This is a genomic window from Nocardia sp. NPDC059229, assembly GCF_042754165.1.
Taxonomy (GTDB): Bacteria; Actinomycetota; Actinomycetes; order Mycobacteriales; family Mycobacteriaceae; genus Nocardia.
The window spans coordinates 249587-265254 of record NZ_JBHZAK010000013.1 but is presented as its reverse complement, the minus strand read 5'-3'; the positions used below and the strand labels follow the sequence as shown (position 1 = coordinate 265254).

Here is a 15668-nt window from a genome sequence, read left to right as displayed (position 1 = left end):
GAGGTGGGGAGTTGCGAAGTCGCAACTCGGGCCGATGGCGGACGGTGGATGTGGCGCGGCTTGCGGGGTGCTCGGTGCAGCAGGTCCGCAACCTGGAGAACGAGGGTGTGCTGCCGCCGGCGATCCGCACGGACGCCGGCTACCGAATGTACGGCGAAGCCCATCTGTGGTCCGTGCGGGCGTACCGGAGTCTCGCGGCGGGCGCGGGGCCGGGGGCAGCCAAGCAGATCATGCGGGCCGCGCAGGCCGGAGCCGGCCCCGAGATGCTCGCATTACTGGATGCCGTGCACGGGCAGCTCGACGGCGAGCGGCGGGAACTCGAAATCGCGAGGGCCGCAGCCAGGTTGATCGCCGAAGAACCCATCACGGATGCGCGGCCCTCGGACGAGATGGGCGTGACCGAGTTGGCGGAGGCACTGGGAGTGCGGGCCTCCACGCTGCGGCACTGGGACGCGATGGGGCTGGTTGTGCCCGGACGAGGGGACAGCCGGGGTGCACGCAGATATACGCCGGCCGAGGTGCGGGATGCGCGGATCGTGCATCAGTTGCGGGCCGCGGGGTACCGGATTCCGCAGCTGCAGGAGTTGATGCCGCAGTTCCGGGGTGCGCGGCGGTGGGACGCGGTGATGGCCGGGCTGGCCGCGCGGGACAAGAGCATCGAGAACCGGTCCCGGGCGCTGTTCGAGGGCACGGCGGCACTCAGTACGGCTATTTCGGCGGCGGCCGGTGAAGGAAGATCGACTTCCCCTGAAGGACTGCCGGTTTTGGACTGACCGAAGAACACACTCGCCGCGCCCTGCCGTATGCAGCGCTGTTCGGCACGGCCAAGCAACTCCCGATTGCACTGTGCAGCAAAGATTTTCGCCGTTCACAAAATGGACCCCCTCGGCTGCCGCCGCGATACGAACTGCGACCGGTGCGATGATCAGAGCGCATTCGAAGACGGGCACATCGACGAAAAGTATTGTCAGCGGTTGAATTCGGCGTTGGCCACGCCCTTGCTGAAGGCCGACCATTCGGCGGGGGTGTAGTCGAGGGCGGTGCCGTGGGGGTTGGTGAGCGTGGCACCGCCCGCGGCGGAGACGGTGACAGAGAGTTGGTCGCCGATTCGGCCGGAGTTGCCACTCAGCACGAGATCCAGCAAGGCGGGCCAGAGTTCGGGAGCAATCGCGAGCACTGGTTGATCGTGAGACGGGCCTGCGTACTTGCTGTCTCGGACGAGAACGCGGTCTGCGCGATGTGCGACCTCTACACAGTCCGAGCCGCCCTGGCTGTAGCTGGATTTGAACCAATGAGCGACGGTCGAGTCAACGTTCACTCTCGTGTCTCCTTGCTATCTCTCGCAGAAAGTCGCGGCTCGGGCGGGTGTCCAGGCTCGCCTGTTGAAGCTTGCCGAATGCCTGGCGGAACCTCAGCACATCGGTGCGCTTCTCGAGATAAGCGCTACCGGCGTAGCCCTCGCAGTAGACCTGCGGAGGTTCCGTGACGTTGTTGCCGCGTACGGATCCACCGAAATCCATGATCGTGAACGGTGGCAGCGCAGCCCCGAGGGGCAGTCCCGCTCGGAACGGCATCACTCGGATATCGATGTTGTCGTGCGTACTCATGTCCGCCACGTGTCGGCACTGTGCCGCCATCACACGATTGTCCCCGACCACTGTGCGTAATACGTTCTCGTGCAGGACTACTGATACCTCGGTCGGGCGTCGCGAACGAGTGAGGAGGTGCTGCCGCTGCACGCGGATCTGCACCCTGCGTTCCAGTTCGTCGTCGGTGTCGTCGACGAAGAAGGCCCGGTCGACGGCCCGGGTGTAATCCGCGGTCTGCAGCAAACCATGCATGATCAGTGGTTGGAAGATCGTCAAAGTCGTTGCACCGGATTCCAATCCGACATAGAGGTTGGCCCATGCCGGGATGAGGTCGCCATAGGCGTACCACCACGATTTCGCCGGTACCTGCTCGGCGAGTCCCTGTGCGACAGCGGTATTCGCCTCGCTCAATCCGTAGGCTTCGCAGAGGGCCAGGACATCGTTGACCCGCACTCTTCCGGTCTCGCCTCGCTCGAGGCGGCTCAGTGTGGGCCGACTCCATTGCACCAGCACCGCTGCCTCGTCCAGGTTCATGCCCGTCGCTGTGCGCGCATCTCGTAATAGCCGACCGAGCTGCCGACGCGGCAAGGTGGTGCCGGTGTCCTCGGGCTCGTGGTCCGCCATCCGTCCGTCCTCTCATCCGGCCGACGCGTTCCTCTCATTTTGAGAGGAAGACTATGCCTCTCATGAGAAGTGAGCTGCGGCTTCGCGTTGATTTCGGAAATCCGGCGGCGAGTCGGGCCCTGTGTCGCGACCGGGAGCATCGTCACCTCATGGCTATGACCGTCCGACTCAGTGAGGAGCTGGCGAATGGTTTGGGACATTTGGTTTTTACTTCTGATTACTGCTACCGGAACTGCACTTCTGGCTGTCGCACGGTGGGGATTCAGCGACGCTCGCACCGCTGCACCGGGTCACACGGCGCTGGTCGCGGGCCGATTTGCCCGCGTGCCGCTACACAACCGCCACCGCGTGCACGGCAGGCATCGCGCGCAGTAACGACGTGCCCTCTTCCCGTCAGACGACTCGGAGTCGATGATGACCAATCCCTATATCGCGCCCGCTGATCCACCCGTGTCCGACCGGGCGGCCTCTCTGCGCGACCACCCCGCATGGCACGCCGAGCCCTCGCGCGGCACGGTGTTCTCCGACCGAGAGATCGAAGCCCTCTTGCGCGCCCATAGTGAGGCGTGCGAGAAGGCCGGCTGCGCGCTGCGCCGACACCTCGTGCGGTTGCGCGACGAGCGTGAGCAGGAGGGGCGGCGACCATGATCAGGCTGCCCGATTGGGTGAAAGTAGGTGCGCCCGTGCGGTTCCGGATGACCGGAAGGGACGACGCGGACTGCATCATCACCGTGATCACATCGGCCGGGCGAGTCACTCTCTGTAATGGCGAGTGCTTCGACCCGACCCACCTGACATCCGGAAGTCACGATGCCGCACGATATTTCGAGAAGCTCAACCGCTTGTCGAGAGTGACGAAATCGGTGCACAAAGCCTGACTCGAGGTGCCGGCGGCCGCACTGGACTCCAAGGCCGTCGCGGTACCCACAGCCCACTCGCCGTGCGCTGCCCCGAGGCCGCGAGTCCGACCGGGAGAAGGTCGTCGACCATGGCTCCCCGCTACCGGATGCGCGCTTCGTTCCGAGGTCATCACACGCCGATGTGGAGCGCGCTGACAGCGCGCTCCACAGGATCATGGAGTGGGTATTCAGTCGATCTTGACGCTGAGGCCGTAGTCGACGGTGCTGTGGCTGGGCGAGGACACCGTGAGCCGGTAGGAACCGTTGACCGGCAGGGTGACCGAGGTCCACTGGTGCTGGTAGGACAGGGTTCCGGTGGGGCCGGTGATGGTGACGGTCGCGTCCGACCAGTAGGGGGTGGCGTCGACCACCATGACCTGGCCGCCGCGGGCGTCGACCTGGTAGGTGTCGTGGCTGAAGCCGGTCAGGCGGCCGCTGACGTAGCCGTTGTCGGTGTCGTAGGCGAAGTAGATCTGGTGCACGTCGTCCGCGGAGGCGGGGCCGGCGCCGAAGATGGTGGCGGTCGAGGCGGCGGCGAGGACCGTGGCGGCGAGGAATTTCTTTTTCATGCTGCCGAGAGTGGGCGGCGGCACCAATCAGATTCCAACCGAACACTATTGGCGCATATCAGCGCCATCGCTCAGCAGCCGGCGCTCTCGCGGTAGCGGACTCGGATGGAGCGAGGGCACACCCATCTCGGGGTTGGAGGTCCTCACACCGACCTACTCGCGCCGTTGTTGGAACGTGGAATCCCCCTGCAACCTGGACGAACGGACGCGGCCGCAGCTCTACCTTCGGCATCCAGGTTCGGGCAGTGAAGCCCGGCACCTGCAGGAAGGACATCCAGATGACCACGAGCAAGCGGATGCGCGTGCGCATCGCCGCCGCGATCATGGGCGCGGCCGTGCTGGCCGGTACGCACAGCGTGAACGCCCAGGCCGCTACCCAGCCCACGATCCAGGACCTCGTCGACGCCATCAACACCGGCGTGACCACCGCCGGCAAGGCACTCGCGGACACCGGCATCTCCAGTGCGCCGCACTCCACCATCCCGACCGGCAACGGTCCCGAAATGACCGACGCCGTGGCCGCGTTCACCTTCTCAGTCGCCAATGAGAACATGGCCCCCGCCGGCGCCAACGACTGGAACTGCAAACCCACTGCGGCACATCCCGAGCCGGTGGTGCTGTTGCACGGATCCTGGATGAACGCCTACGACGGGTTCGCCTACCTGTCGCCCAAGATCAAAACGGCCGGATTCTGCGTGTACGCGCTGAACTTCGGCCAGGAGGGTCTGCTGCAGCAGGGTGGTCTGGGCGCGCTGGTGCCGGGCGTCAATGGCATTGCGCCCATGGAGGAGTCGGCCAAGGAGGTCGCCACCTTCATCGACAAGGTGCTCACGTCGACCGGCGCACACCAGGTCGACATCATCGGACACTCCCAGGGCGGCACGGTCGCCGACCAATACCTGAAGTTCGACGGCGGCGCCGGGAAGGTCGACCAGTTGATCACCTTCGGCGCCACCCACCACGGCACCACCCTCGACGGCATCGCCACCCTGGGCCGGCATCTGACGGACATGGGTTTCAACGCACTGGGATTCAGCCAGCTGCTGGTCGGTCAGGGCCTGATCGAGCAGGTCACCGGATCCAGCTTCTACTCGACCCTCGACGCCACCGGCGACACCGTCCCCGGCGTGCACTACACCAGCGTCGCCACCACCCACGACGAGATCTCGACCCCGTACAACGCCACCTTCCTGACCGCCGGCCCCGGCGCAACGGTGAACAACGTGACCCTGCAGGACAACTGCGGCATCGACCTGTCCGACCACCTGTCGATGATGTACTCCCCACGGGCCGCGTCCATCGCCCTGCACGCCCTGGACCCGGCCGGCCATCCGAACCTGGTCTGCACCTTCAACCCGTACGCACTCTGAGCGATCGCCCGGGTTCGCCGCGTGGGTGCGCGCAGAACCCGGGCCCGGTCCGGCAGCGCCCACCGGACGGTTGACAGTCGTTGGCCCCGGACGGGTCAGGCCGCGCCGGACTCGAAGGCCGTCATGGTGCCGACGGTGGCATCCGGCTTTTCCCAGGGGGCCGGATCCGGGAAGTACGTTTCCAGGAATTCCGAGACGGCGCGGACCCGTTCGGCCTCCGGGACCTCCGGGAAACTGCCGTCATTGAGGCAGAAGAAATCTACGTTGCGGCGTTTCGCCAGGCCATCGAGCAGAGCCAGGCCCGTGTACATGGTGGTGTCCACATAGCGCATCTTGGCGGCCTCCTGCGGGACCGCGCGGCCCGTGAGCAGGGCGTAGTAGTGGTACAGGGAATTCGTCACCGAGATATCGGTGGCGGCGCGGAAGCGGCTGGCTCGGGTACGCGCGAAATCCTCGGCGAAGACCTGCTCCATTTCCTGGAGCACACTGCGGCGCAAGGGAACCGGCGTGTGCTCGAGGTGGCGGGTGATGACGTGGCCGAAACGCTGGGTCAGCAGGGCGCGGTTGACGCGGGCCGCGTTCTCGAAACCGCTGCGGCGTTCGTCATTGGCGCCCGGGCCGATTCGGGTGCCCGCTTCGATATAGCGGCTGATGCCCGCGGGAGTGAAGAACATGGACGGGCGCACGGGGCGGGCGAAGAACATGTCGTCGTTGGAGTAGAGGAAGTGCTCCGACAAGCCCTCGATGTGCTGCAGTTGGCATTCGATCGCATGGGAATTGAACACCGGCAGGCCGCTGATATCCGAGAAGTGCTCCACCGCACGGACGATGGTGACCTTCGGGTCGTCGGCCAGCCAGTCCGGAATCCGGGAATCGGTGGCGATGAAGATGCGGCGGATCCACGGCGCGTTCTTGTGCACCGAGCGCAGGGCGTAGCGCAGTTCGTCGATCTGGCGGATGCGGGCGTCCGCCTCGTCGCCCTCGCCGACCACCACCTGCGCCATCATTCCGGCACGGCGGGCGCGGAATTCGGGGTCGGTGCCGTCCACCCACGAGAAGACCAGGTCGATGTCGAAGCCGACATCGGTCGGGTTGGGCGTGAACATCCCCGCCAGGGTGGGCCAGCTGGCGTCGTAGAGCAGCACGGTGGCGGGTTCCACGTCGGCGACGTCGAAGACCATGCGGGTCAGGGCATTCGGGCGCGGGCACTCGACGGTGTCGCCGTGGTACTCCCACAGCTCGAGCTCCACATGATGGGCCGGGTCCAGGTCGCGGCCGAGGCGGAAGACATTGTGCGGCTTCTCGTTGCAGGAGAAGCCCGCGACCATCGCGGCACCCAGCACCCGTCTCAGGGCCGACCGGTGACCGCTGTCCACGGCCAGTACCAGCCGATGGTCGGCGTCGCGCACCAGCACGAACGGCACGTCCGCGGCCGCCAGTTCGCCACGCAGGTAACGCAGATCGTCGATGACCGCATCCGATACCACCAGATTCGCCGCGGTCGCGCGCCCCACCATCTCCACCATTTCCGGCTGCTGCCCCGAACCCAGATCCGCCATCACCATCTCCGCTCTCTTCGCGCTGTTCACCTCACATCTGCAGCCCTGCACCGGCGCGACCGGACGCCGGGCGGACCCGGTACCGGCAGCGTCGTGAAACCTGTTGGGCAGTCAGAAGAACGGAGCGGACAGGGCGGTGCGAGGTGTATTCCACGGTCGTCGCTGATACGGCCGGAATCCCATTCGCACTCACCTCACTCGTTCACATGGCGCCTACCGCGCCGGTTGGGAAAAGCTGCTGCGTTCGTCGACACCCGGATGGGCGGACGATATTCACCGGGCGGTCATCGGCCGGCTACTCGCATGACCTCGTTCAGTCGAGGGACTGTAACGAATGATGCAACCGTTATCGCTTCTCGTCAATCTGTTTCCTCGCAGGTCCGGCGGTGTTTTCACAGTCGTAACGGACGAACCTCGCGGAACCGGCACGCCGCGGGCCCCGATCGGACGCCAGCGGGCCAGCGCGGCAACGGCATACACTTGCGGCAGCACAGTCCAGCCCGCTGTGCGGAGCCGATGGTGAGGTGACGCGGATGGTAACCGAAGCGCGGGAACGTCAGGAGCCCTCGACAGTGACGGAACCGGACGACACCGAGACGACAGTACATCCGACCGACCACCCCGAACTGGACGCCCTCCCCGAATGGCCGCAGGACACCATCGCGGTCCTCGTCACCACCGATCCCGCACCCCACGCCATCCCGGTCTCCTGGCCGGTGCGCGCCGGTGATCGCCGAATCCTGCTCAGCCTCAAGTTCGATCGCGGCTCGCTGGCGCGGCTGCGGGAACGTCCCGATATCGCGCTGCTGATTCTGGGCGGCGGCGATGTGGCGCTGTGCGCCCGCGGCACCGCCAAGGTGATCGCCGATCCCATGCCGGACGCGGACGACTATGTGGCGGTGGAATTGACGGTCGAGGTGATCGACGACCACCGGCAATCAGCATTCTCGGTCGCCACGGGAATTCAGCGCACCGTCCTCGACGACAGCGAACTACGCTATCTGGAGAAACGAGTCGCGACGCTCAAAGCGATGGCGGCCGACCGCAACTGAGTATCGAAGGAGTCCGTGTGTCTGTCAGCTTGGCCAAGGGCGGAAACGTTTCGCTGTCCAAACAGGCCCCCAACCTGACCAAGGTCGCGGTGGCGCTGGGCTGGGACGTGCGCACCACCACCGGCGCCGATTACGACCTGGACGCCAGCGCACTGGCCTGCGGATCCAACCAGCGCGTGCTCTCCGACGCGCACTTCATCTTCTACAACAACCTGCGCTCCCCCGAGGGCACCATCGAGCACACCGGCGACAACCTCACCGGCGCGGGCGACGGTGACGACGAGGTGATCAATGTCGACCTGGCCGCCATGCCGCCGACCATCACCAATATCTTCTTCCCGGTCTCCATCCACGAGGCCGACGTCCGCCGCCAGTCCTTCGGCCAGGTCCGCAACGCCTACATCCGCGTGATCGACGCCGTGACCAGTTCCGAACTGGCCCGCTTCGACCTCACCGAGGACGCGTCCACCGAAACCGCCATGGTCTTCGGCGAGCTCTACCGCCACGGCCCCGAGTGGAAGTTCCGCGCCATCGGCCAGGGCTACGCCTCCGGCCTGGCCGGCATCGCCCGCGACTACGGCGTGAACGTTTGATCATCGCCTTCTCCGTGACCCCGCTCGGCGTCGGCGAGAACGTCGGCCGCGCCGTCGCCGAAGCGGTCCGGATCGTCCGCGCCAGCGGCCTCCCCAACGAGACCAATGCCATGTTCACCACTATCGAGGGTGAATGGGACGAGGTCATGGCCGTCGTCAAACAGGCCACCGACGCCGTCATGGCAGTCGCCCCACGCTGCAGCCTCGTCCTGAAAGCCGACATCCGCCCGGGCGTCACCGACGCCATGAAAGCCAAGGTCGAAACAGTCGAGCGGTACCTCGCCGAAGACTGAACCCGCGGCGGCCTGGCCGAGTCAGGCCTTCTGCAGCATCTCTGCGCGATGATGTTCCCCGCACCATTGTCGATCCCTATCCGTACAAGTACTTCCGGTCGGGGGAGGAGATTCTCGCGCGGATCGTGGTGGACTCGTTCGCCAGCTGGGGCGGAGCGTGGGCGAGGCCGTCGCGGCCGCTGAAGGGGCGGATGCGCGCGTCATCGCCTATGTGCGGGCCACGGTGGAGTTGGCGGGGGCGGGGGCGCATCGAATCGCGGTCCTCGGTGGGGGCGGGCTCACGGATGCGAGTGCACGGGAGCGGATTTCACGTACGCATCATGAAATGGCCGAACCGCTGCGGCAGGCACTCGCCGAGCGGGGAGATCCGGAACCGGAGTTGACCGCGGAGCTGGTCGATGGGGCGTTGGGACGGGCCATCGATCGGATCGACACGGGGGATGAATTCGATCGGGTGCTGTCCACCACCGTGCGATTCATCGGTCGCGCGCTGAATCTCGAGGAGTAGTCATGTTTGTCGTCGTCAATGAGTTGTTCGTGGCGGACGCGGATCGGGAGGTGTTCGAACGGAACTTCGGGGCGAGCATGCGGGGGACGCTGTCGGAGGTGCCGGGACTGGTGGGGGCGCGGCTGATGCGAGCCCGGGAGGTCGGGCGCGGCTATGTGTCGATGCTCGAATTCGCCGATGAGGCCGCTTATATCGGGTATATGGAGTCGGATGCGTTTCGGGCGGCACACGACTGGCCCGACCACGCGCCGATCGAGAGCAACATATTGAGCACCTATTCGGTGATCACCGACGTGGTCGAGAACGTCCGGCCCTGAGCGGTCCGCGCGATCAGGAGATGCGTTGGCGGAGCCAGGTGGGGATTTCGTCGCCGGCGCGGGGGTACTTGGCGAGTTCGCGGCGGCATTCGTCGGGTTCGGGGATCGGGAGCCAGTCGGGAATTTCCTTGAAGGACAGGGTGAATTCGGCCTTGGTGGAGGCGGCGCGGAGAACGACCTGGCCGCTGAGCCAGGTGCCGGTCATCTGGTCGTAGCAGACTTCCTTGAGCCGGTTGAGGAGGGTGAGGATCTCCTCGGAGGGCTGGAGCTCGTCGGTGTGATCGGCGTCGGGGTCGGTCAGTTCCAGCTGGATGCCGGCGTGGCCGTCGTCGCCGACCAGGGAGAACCACAGGACCGCCAGATTCCAGCCGACGGGGAGCGCTTCGGTGAGGGCGCTCACGAGCGCGCTCTCCACCATGTCACGATCGGGTGAGCGGGGCGCGGCCGGCGGCGCGTCCTCGACGGCACGCACCGACAGACCGGGATGATGCTCCCGCATCACGTCCACCACCATCGGCACCGGCACCGGCAGCCGCTCGGCCACGATGAACAGCCGGCGGTCCGGATTGCGGCGCATGATCACATCGCCGAGTGCCTGTACGCGGTCACGGAATTCGACCGGATCGCGCAGCACCACCTCGGCGAACATCTCCGCGCGACCGCCCTTGCGCAGCCGCCCGATGCCCAGCCGCACCCGCTCCACCTCCGCCCACGCCACATGCGGAAACCCGCGATAGGTGAAGCCCTGGTCGGTGACCAGCAGGGTCGGCTGCGGGCGAAGCAGATCCTCGAGCATGGCGTACACCCCGAAACCGAACAACGCCATGGCCAATCCGCCGAGCAAACGCATGACCAGCTGCTGACTGCCGTCGAACACCACGAAACCGGGTAGCGCGGTCATCAATAGGAAGAAGACCAGCGCGATGATCGCACCCGTTCGTGGCGGGTAGTACTCGGTAATCGATTCGCGCCCCGAAGCATGCACCCCTCTGACGCTAGCCGAAACGAGCCGAAGGCAACACCGCCGTTATCGCCCGGCATCGCGACCGCGACGCCCGATCCGTCCGCGGTGCCCGATCCCGTTCAGCCGCGCGGCCAGTACCGATGCCAGTCCGCGGCGGCCAGCGCGCGCCGCTCGCCCCGACCGATTTCGGCAGCATCCTCGGCGGCGCGGACGGCGGTGGCGAACGCGAGAGTGGCCTTGCGCAACCGCTCTTCGGCACTGTCCGGCCCGCCGAGCTCCACGACACGCAGAGCGCCGGGAATCAGCTCCTCGGGTAAACCCGCCTTGATGCCTCGCGAGCGGACCTTCTCCGCCAGCGCCAGCGCGGGCTGCGCCATGGCAATGCCGTCCAGGCAGGAGCGCCGCGCCTTCTCGGCGGATTTGCGCTCCTCCCAAGCCTTTTCCTGCGCCGCGATCTTGTCGGCGACCGCCGCGGCCGGATCGATGCCGTATTCGCCGGAACCGTGCTCACCGATCAGATGCGGACTGCGGTGCACCAGCTTGGACACCAGCGCCGCGGCCACGTCGGCCACGGTGAATTCCCCTGCGGCCTCGGCAATCCGGGAGTGGAACAGCACCTGCAGCAGCAGATCCCCCAGCTCCTCCTTGATGGTCTCCGCGTCTGCGGCCTGAATGGCGTCCAGGAGTTCGTACGTCTCCTCCAGCAGGTACGGCCGCAGCGAATCATGCGTCTGCGTCACCTCCCACCCGCCGAAGTTCCACAGCCGGTCCATCACCTCGACCGCCTCGCCCAGCGCCGCGATCATGCGCGCGGTATCCGCCGCGGATTCGGCCGCCATCGCCTCGCGCCCCGCCTCGCCACGCACGAAACCGCCTCCCGCGCTGGGCTGTTCCGAGGTCCGCCTGACCGACTCGCCCCGCCGGGCCGACTCCGCTCCCGCGCCGTTCCCGGTACTCATCACGCCACCGCAGCCGCGGACCGGACGCACGACGCCGTCGGCGCGACGGCCCGCCCCACGAACACCCGTGGCGGGCTTGCGTTCGTCGGACAACTCATCGGGGAGCCAGCACCTCCGCTGCGACCTTGACATCCACTGCGCCCGGGGCCTTTCCGTCCAGGGCGAGCAGCAGGTCCGCGACGAACTGGAGCACCTGCACATCACGGACGCGGGCCGCACCGACACTGTCCTCGACGCGCGGCAGCGGCAACTGGACGATGCCGGTCGCCGGGCGGTAGGTGGCGTTGGGGTACAGCCGCTTCAGCCGCAGTTGCTTGGAATCCGGGAGCTGCAGCGGCGACACCTTCAGAGTGGTTCCGGTAACGCCGATCTCGGCGATGGCGTACTCGCGGGCCAGCAGGCGCAGCTTGGCGACCGAGACCAGGCGGCCGACCTCCACGGGTAGCGGGCCGTAGCGGTCCACCAGTTCCTCGACCACGGCCGAGAGCGCCGAATCGTCCTGGGCGGCGGCGAGTTTGCGGTACGCCTCCAGGCGCAGGCGGTCGGAGGCGATGTAGTCGGGCGGAATGTGGGCGTCCACCGGCAGGTCGATGCGGACCTCCTTGACCTCCTCGTCCACCGAGATCGGGCGGCCGTCGGCGGCGGCCCGGTAGGCCTCCACCGCCTCGCCGACCAGGCGCACGTACAGGTCGAAGCCGACACCCGCGACATGGCCGGACTGCTCGGCGCCCAGCACATTGCCCGCGCCGCGAATCTCGAGGTCCTTCATGGCCACCGCCATGCCCGCGCCCAGATCCGAGTTCTGCGAGATGGTCGCGAGCCGGTCGTAGGCGGTCTCGGTGAGCGGCTTCTCCGGCGGGTACAGGAAGTAGGCGTAGCCGCGTTCCCGCGAGCGGCCGACCCGCCCGCGCAGCTGGTGCAGCTGCGAAAGGCCCAGGGCGTCGGCGCGTTCCACGATCAGGGTATTGGCATTGGAGATGTCGAGACCGGTCTCGATGATGGTGGTACACACCAGCACATCGAATTCCCGCTCCCAGAAGCCCTGCACGGTCTTCTCGAGCATGTCCTCGTTCATCTGCCCGTGCGCGACCACTACTCGCGCCTCCGGCACCAGGTCGCGAATCCGCTTGGCCGCCTTGTCGATCGACGACACCCGGTTGTGCACGTAGAACACCTGGCCGTCGCGCAGCAGCTCACGGCGGATGGCCGCGGCCACCTGCTTGTCGTTGTAGGAGCCCACATAGGTGAGCACCGGATGCCGCTCCTCCGGCGGGGTGAGGATGGTCGACATCTCACGAATGCCGGCGAGGGACATCTCCAGCGTGCGCGGAATCGGCGTGGCGGACATGGTCAGAACGTCCACGTGAGTGCGCAGCGCCTTGATGTGCTCCTTGTGCTCGACGCCGAACCGCTGTTCCTCGTCGATGACGACCAGGCCCAGGTCCTTCCAGCGCACCCCGGTCTGCAGCAGACGATGGGTACCCACCACGATGTCGACATCCTTGGTGGTCATGCCCTCCAGGATTTCCCGCGATTCGGCCGCATCGGTGAAGCGGGACAGGCCCTTCACCACCACCGGGAAACCGGCCATCCGCTCGGTGAAGGTCTGCAGATGCTGTTGCGCCAGCAGCGTGGTCGGCACCAGCACGGCCACCTGCTTGCCGTCCTGCACCGCCTTGAAGGCCGCGCGCACCGCGATCTCGGTCTTGCCGTAGCCGACGTCACCGCAGATCACGCGGTCCATCGGGACCGCCTTCTCCATATCCGACTTCACCTCGGCGATGGCCGAGAGCTGATCGACGGTCTCGGTGAACGCGAAGGCGTCCTCCATCTCCTGCTGCCACGGCGTGTCCGCGCCGAAGGCGTGGCCGGGCGCAGCCTGCCGGGCGGCATAGAGCTGCACCAGCTCGGTGGCGATCTCGCGAACCGCCTTGCGCGCCTTGCGCTTCGTATTGGCCCAGTCGGAACCGCCCAGTTTGGACAGCGACGGCATCTCGCCGCCGACATAGCGCGACAGCTGATCCAGCGAGTCCATCGGCACGAACAACCGGTCCCCCGGCTGGCCGCGCTTGCTGGGCGCGTACTCGATGACCAGGTACTCGCGGCGCGCGCCGCCGACGGTCCGCTCGATCATCTCCACGAAGCGGCCGATGCCGTGCTGGTCGTGCACCACCATGTCGCCGGCGGTCAGCGCCAGCGGATCGACCTGGTTGCGCCGCCGCGCGGGCAGCTTCTTGCCCTCGCCGGGCGCGGTGACCCGGTTGCCGGTGAGATCGGATTCCGCGATCACCACCAGCTTGGCGTCATCGAACACGACGCCGTCGTGCAGCGACCCGCACAGCACGCCGACCAGTCCGCGCACCGGCTCGGCACCGGCCTCCAGCGCCGCCGCGGGCACCTCGGCATCGGCGAGCCGTTCCAGAATGCGTTGCGCCGTACCGTGTCCGGCCACCACGATGACCGCGCGGCCGCCGGTCGCGACATGCGCGCGCAGCGAGGCGAAGATGGTGGCGACCAGCTCCTCCGAACCGCGCGCCGAGGCGGCGGCCAGCACCGGCAGCGCGATCTCCTTCGGATCGTCGGCGGCCAGCGGGCTCAGCGTCCACCAGGGCAGGCCGCGCCGCTCGGCATCGGCGTGCACCACATCCAGCCCCCGGTAGCCGGAGGCTGCCAGGTCCAGCCCGTGCGCGCCCAGCGGGGCGGCCCCGCCGAAGGAGGCCGCCGTCCACGACGCCTCCAGGAATTCCTGCCCGGTGCGCACCAGGTCGGCGGCGCGGGTGCGGACCTTCTCCGGATCGCACAGCAGCACATGGGTTTCCGCGGGCAGCGCGTCCACCAGCAGTTGCAGCTCACCGGGCTGCAGCACCGGCAGCAGCGCCTCCATGCCCTCCACCGGGACGCCCTGGGAGATCTTCTCCAGCATCTCCACCAGCGCGGCATCGGCCGGATTCTCGGCGGCCACCTGGGCGGCGCGTTCCCGCAGGGCGTCGGTGAGCAGCAGTTCCCGGCACGGCGGCGCGACCACCAGGTCGATCGGCACCTCGTGGATCGAGCGCTGGTCCTGCACCGAGAAGGCGCGCACCTCGGAGACCTCGTCGCCCCAGAACTCCACGCGCACCGGATGATCCGCGGTCGGCGGGAAGACGTCCAGAATGCCGCCGCGCACCGCGAACTCGCCGCGCTTGCCGACCATGTCGACCCGCTCGTAGGCGAATTCCACCAGCCGCGTGAGCAATTGGTCGAATTCGAACTCGGCGCCGCGGCGCAGCACGATGGGTTCGATCTCCCCGAGCCCCGCCGCCATCGGCTGCATGAGCGAGCGAACCGTGGTGACCACCACCCGCAGCGGACCCGCGCAGCCCGGGTCCTCCGGATGCGCCAATCGGCGCAGCACCTGCAGCCGCCGGCCCACGGTGTCCGCGCCCGGCGAGAGCCGCTCGTGCGGCAGCGTCTCCCAGGACGGGAACAGTGCGACCGTGTCCCCCAGCATCTCCGTCAGCTCGACGGCCAGATCGTCGGCCTCCCGCCCGGTGGCCGTCACCACCAGCAGCGGGCGGTGCCCGGCGATGGTCGAGGCCACGAACGGCCGCACCGCCGACGGCGCGACCAGCATCGCCGACTCCCGACCGATCAGGCTCGCGACCTGCTCCAGCGCGGCATCGGCACCGGCCACCGCAGCCAGGCCCGCCAGAGGTGGACGTTGGGTGGTCATGGGGCAGACTCCTCGGCGCAGATCAGCGTTTCAGACAGCCAACTGAGTCTAGTCACCCGGCGTGACAGCTTCAGCACGCAGACGCTTCTTGGCCCCCGGGCGCCCCGGCCGTGCTTGGATGGCGGAATGTCCTATGCGCGCGATCCGCGGGTGGACGCCTACATCGACGCCCTGCCCGGCTGGCAACAGGCCATCTGCGGCCAGGTCCGCGACCTGGTGCACGCGGCCGACCCGGCGGTCGAGGAGACCATCAAACGCACGGTCCGGCCCTACTTCGTGCTCGACGGCAATATCTGCGCGCTGCTCGCCACCAAGAAGGCGGTCGACATCTTCCTCTACGACGGGGCCATCGTGCCCGACCCCGAGGGCATCATCACCGGCGGTCACGACAACAAGACCGCCCGCATGATCGCCGTGGCGGAGGGCGAAACCCTCAATGCTCCAGCCCTTCTCGCCATGTTCCGGCAGATCATCGCCAACAACCGCGCGGGCGGCCGGCGAAAACTCGAGGGCGAGTAGCCCGTCCCGGGCTCTGCCGCCGATTTCGCCGACCTACCGGCGTCGGGGCTCTGTGATAACAATGGTCCCCGCGGGGAGGAGGTCCGGGACTCGACCCGCCGTGACCAGAACGCCCGGGTCCAGGGGGACAGCATGACCACA

The 15668-nt window shown here is 67.4% G+C and carries 17 protein-coding genes; 10 read left to right on the top strand and 7 right to left on the bottom strand.

The genetic code is table 11. The features are described 5' to 3' along the window. Positions 1–11 precede the first annotated feature (11 nt). Positions 12–773 carry a MerR family transcriptional regulator gene (locus ACFXHE_RS28300; RefSeq protein WP_379387482.1) on the top strand — a complete coding sequence of 254 codons (762 nt, stop codon included), beginning with the start codon at positions 12–14 and terminating at the stop codon, positions 771–773. 194 nt (positions 774–967) lie between these two features. Here the strand turns inward: ACFXHE_RS28300 and ACFXHE_RS28295 are convergent, their stop codons facing one another. Next, the gene (locus tag ACFXHE_RS28295) at positions 968–1318 is read right to left on the bottom strand and encodes a DUF397 domain-containing protein (protein WP_379387481.1); all 351 of its coding nucleotides are present in this window, start codon (positions 1316–1318) and stop codon (positions 968–970) included. Further along, positions 1308–2213: a helix-turn-helix domain-containing protein gene (locus ACFXHE_RS28290; RefSeq protein WP_379387480.1), complete on the bottom strand. Its 906-nt coding sequence runs from the start codon at positions 2211–2213 to the stop codon at positions 1308–1310. The genes ACFXHE_RS28295 and ACFXHE_RS28290 overlap by 11 nt, the downstream gene beginning before the upstream one ends. A 414-nt stretch (positions 2214–2627) precedes the next feature. Between ACFXHE_RS28290 and ACFXHE_RS28285 the strand changes: the two genes are divergently transcribed. Beyond that, complete coding sequence (locus tag ACFXHE_RS28285; protein ID WP_379387479.1) at positions 2628–2861, top strand: hypothetical protein; 234 nt, start codon at positions 2628–2630, stop codon at positions 2859–2861. Next, the gene (locus tag ACFXHE_RS28280) at positions 2858–3091 is read left to right on the top strand and encodes a hypothetical protein (RefSeq protein ID WP_379387478.1); all 234 of its coding nucleotides are present in this window, start codon (positions 2858–2860) and stop codon (positions 3089–3091) included. The genes ACFXHE_RS28285 and ACFXHE_RS28280 overlap by 4 nt, the downstream gene beginning before the upstream one ends. Positions 3092–3300: 209 nt before the next feature. On the opposite strand, the gene ACFXHE_RS28275 is transcribed toward ACFXHE_RS28280, so the two are convergent. Next, positions 3301–3681 (bottom strand): hypothetical protein, encoded by a 381-nt coding sequence (locus ACFXHE_RS28275; protein ID WP_379387477.1) that lies wholly within the window; start codon positions 3679–3681, stop codon positions 3301–3303. 278 nt (positions 3682–3959) lie between these two features. Between ACFXHE_RS28275 and ACFXHE_RS28270 the strand changes: the two genes are divergently transcribed. Further along, positions 3960–5051 carry an esterase/lipase family protein gene (locus ACFXHE_RS28270; protein WP_379387476.1) on the top strand — a complete coding sequence of 364 codons (1092 nt, stop codon included), beginning with the start codon at positions 3960–3962 and terminating at the stop codon, positions 5049–5051. Positions 5052–5146: 95 nt separating this feature from the next. Here the strand turns inward: ACFXHE_RS28270 and ACFXHE_RS28265 are convergent, their stop codons facing one another. After that, a complete protein-coding gene (locus ACFXHE_RS28265; RefSeq protein ID WP_379387512.1) occupies positions 5147–6577 on the bottom strand; it encodes a stealth family protein in 1431 nt (476 codons plus the stop codon). A gap of 566 nt (positions 6578–7143) precedes the next feature. Between ACFXHE_RS28265 and ACFXHE_RS28260 the strand changes: the two genes are divergently transcribed. The 5 genes from ACFXHE_RS28260 to ACFXHE_RS28240 all read left to right on the top strand — a co-directional run bounded on the left by ACFXHE_RS28260 (position 7144) and on the right by ACFXHE_RS28240 (position 9373). Beyond that, entirely contained in the window at positions 7144–7662 is a 519-nt protein-coding gene (locus ACFXHE_RS28260) for a hypothetical protein (protein ID WP_379387475.1), read from the top strand. Between the two features lie 17 nt (positions 7663–7679). After that, positions 7680–8255 carry a TerD family protein gene (locus ACFXHE_RS28255; RefSeq protein ID WP_354833161.1) on the top strand — a complete coding sequence of 192 codons (576 nt, stop codon included), beginning with the start codon at positions 7680–7682 and terminating at the stop codon, positions 8253–8255. Beyond that, positions 8252–8548, top strand: coding sequence for an MTH1187 family thiamine-binding protein (locus tag ACFXHE_RS28250; RefSeq protein WP_364623083.1), 297 nt, complete (start codon positions 8252–8254; stop codon positions 8546–8548). The genes ACFXHE_RS28255 and ACFXHE_RS28250 overlap by 4 nt, the downstream gene beginning before the upstream one ends. A 157-nt stretch (positions 8549–8705) precedes the next feature. Continuing rightward, positions 8706–9056 carry a hypothetical protein gene (locus tag ACFXHE_RS28245; RefSeq protein WP_379387474.1) on the top strand — a complete coding sequence of 117 codons (351 nt, stop codon included), beginning with the start codon at positions 8706–8708 and terminating at the stop codon, positions 9054–9056. Between the two features lie 2 nt (positions 9057–9058). Next, positions 9059–9373 (top strand): antibiotic biosynthesis monooxygenase family protein, encoded by a 315-nt coding sequence (locus ACFXHE_RS28240; protein ID WP_379387473.1) that lies wholly within the window; start codon positions 9059–9061, stop codon positions 9371–9373. A gap of 13 nt (positions 9374–9386) precedes the next feature. On the opposite strand, the gene ACFXHE_RS28235 is transcribed toward ACFXHE_RS28240, so the two are convergent. The 3 genes from ACFXHE_RS28235 to mfd form a co-directional block, all read right to left on the bottom strand. After that, positions 9387–10358 (bottom strand): hypothetical protein, encoded by a 972-nt coding sequence (locus ACFXHE_RS28235; protein ID WP_379387472.1) that lies wholly within the window; start codon positions 10356–10358, stop codon positions 9387–9389. A gap of 98 nt (positions 10359–10456) precedes the next feature. Then, positions 10457–11176: a MazG family protein gene (locus ACFXHE_RS28230; protein ID WP_379387511.1), complete on the bottom strand. Its 720-nt coding sequence runs from the start codon at positions 11174–11176 to the stop codon at positions 10457–10459. 214 nt (positions 11177–11390) lie between these two features. Then, a complete protein-coding gene (mfd, locus tag ACFXHE_RS28225; RefSeq protein WP_379387471.1) occupies positions 11391–15008 on the bottom strand; it encodes a transcription-repair coupling factor in 3618 nt (1205 codons plus the stop codon). A 126-nt stretch (positions 15009–15134) separates the two neighbouring features. Here mfd and ACFXHE_RS28220 point away from each other — a divergent pair, with 126 nt between their 5' ends. Beyond that, complete coding sequence (locus ACFXHE_RS28220; protein WP_379387470.1) at positions 15135–15527, top strand: DUF1801 domain-containing protein; 393 nt, start codon at positions 15135–15137, stop codon at positions 15525–15527. The last annotated feature ends 141 nt before the right edge of the window (positions 15528–15668 follow it).

Bases quoted from the DNA above. Each gene is read 5' to 3' on its own strand.
- ACFXHE_RS28260 (WP_379387475.1), top strand. From the start codon at position 7,144: ATGGTAACCGAAGCGCGGGAACGTCAGGAGCCCTCGACAGTGACGGAA.
- ACFXHE_RS28275 (WP_379387477.1), bottom strand. From the start codon at position 3,681: ATGAAAAAGAAATTCCTCGCCGCCACGGTCCTCGCCGCCGCCTCGACC.
- mfd (WP_379387471.1), bottom strand. From the start codon at position 15,008: ATGACCACCCAACGTCCACCTCTGGCGGGCCTGGCTGCGGTGGCCGGT.
- ACFXHE_RS28220 (WP_379387470.1), top strand. From the start codon at position 15,135: ATGTCCTATGCGCGCGATCCGCGGGTGGACGCCTACATCGACGCCCTG.
- ACFXHE_RS28290 (WP_379387480.1), bottom strand. From the start codon at position 2,213: ATGGCGGACCACGAGCCCGAGGACACCGGCACCACCTTGCCGCGTCGG.
- ACFXHE_RS28280 (WP_379387478.1), top strand. From the start codon at position 2,858: ATGATCAGGCTGCCCGATTGGGTGAAAGTAGGTGCGCCCGTGCGGTTC.
- ACFXHE_RS28230 (WP_379387511.1), bottom strand. From the start codon at position 11,176: ATGGCGGCCGAATCCGCGGCGGATACCGCGCGCATGATCGCGGCGCTG.
- ACFXHE_RS28265 (WP_379387512.1), bottom strand. From the start codon at position 6,577: ATGGTGGAGATGGTGGGGCGCGCGACCGCGGCGAATCTGGTGGTATCG.
- ACFXHE_RS28285 (WP_379387479.1), top strand. From the start codon at position 2,628: ATGACCAATCCCTATATCGCGCCCGCTGATCCACCCGTGTCCGACCGG.
- ACFXHE_RS28240 (WP_379387473.1), top strand. From the start codon at position 9,059: ATGTTTGTCGTCGTCAATGAGTTGTTCGTGGCGGACGCGGATCGGGAG.
- ACFXHE_RS28270 (WP_379387476.1), top strand. From the start codon at position 3,960: ATGACCACGAGCAAGCGGATGCGCGTGCGCATCGCCGCCGCGATCATG.